The organism is Bacteroides sp. ET489, assembly GCF_030518095.1.
In the GTDB taxonomy this organism is placed as follows: Bacteria; Bacteroidota; Bacteroidia; order Bacteroidales; family Bacteroidaceae; genus Bacteroides; species Bacteroides ndongoniae.
In genome coordinates, this window is record NZ_JAULLJ010000125.1 from 1 (window position 1) to 711 (window position 711).

Below are 711 nucleotides of genomic sequence, written 5' to 3' on the forward strand. Positions count from 1 at the left end.
TGGTACCACCGGATAGCAGGGGCGACGTTGAATCGGTGGACACGTGCGTCTTCAGGCATTTGAATGCCCGGTAGCCGGTGGCGGTAGAGTCGTCGCGTGCCAGTGCCACGTCGAGGTAACGAGTGCCCGAAGTTAGTGCCTCGTCATTACGCCATTCGATGCCTGCCACCCATTCGGCACGGCGGATGATACAACCCGGAAGTCCGTCCTGCCCGTCCTGTCCCGGCTTGCCGTCGGAGCCTGGCGTACCGGGTGCCCCTTGGTCTCCCTTGTCACCATAAACGGCTATGATGTGGGTACGCGTATCAGTAGATCCGTCTGTGTAGGTGGTAGTCTCTCGATTCCACAGGTATTTGTTCGTAGCAGACAGCGTGGGCATGGTATCCTGCCATGAAGACGGCTGCACGCCCTGTTGAGACGATACGCCGTACTGCTCCCTGACACTCCGTATGCCACGCCCGTCGATACCGTCCGCCCCGTCAGCGGCGTACATGCCGATGATAGCAGGTGTGGTGTTTACCGTAGTGCCATCAGTATAGGTTATGCGTTCGTAGTTCCACAGGTATCGCTTTGTAGCGGTAGTGGTCTGTACGGCGGTCTGCCACCCTGATGTAGAAGTGGTGACACCCGAAGATGAAGAACTGGCAAGGTAGTAATTAGTGATACCCTGTATGCCCTTCCCATCCTTGCCGTCGGCACCGTCCTCACCCC

At 58.1% G+C, this 711-nt stretch carries 1 protein-coding gene; it reads right to left on the bottom strand.

Annotation, left to right across the window (positions count from 1 at the left end; genetic code table 11):
• Positions 1–493 (bottom strand): collagen-like protein (locus Q3C19_RS18315; RefSeq protein WP_302731305.1); only part of this gene is annotated, 493 nt, incomplete at its 3' end.
• Positions 494–711: the final 218 nt, after the last annotated feature.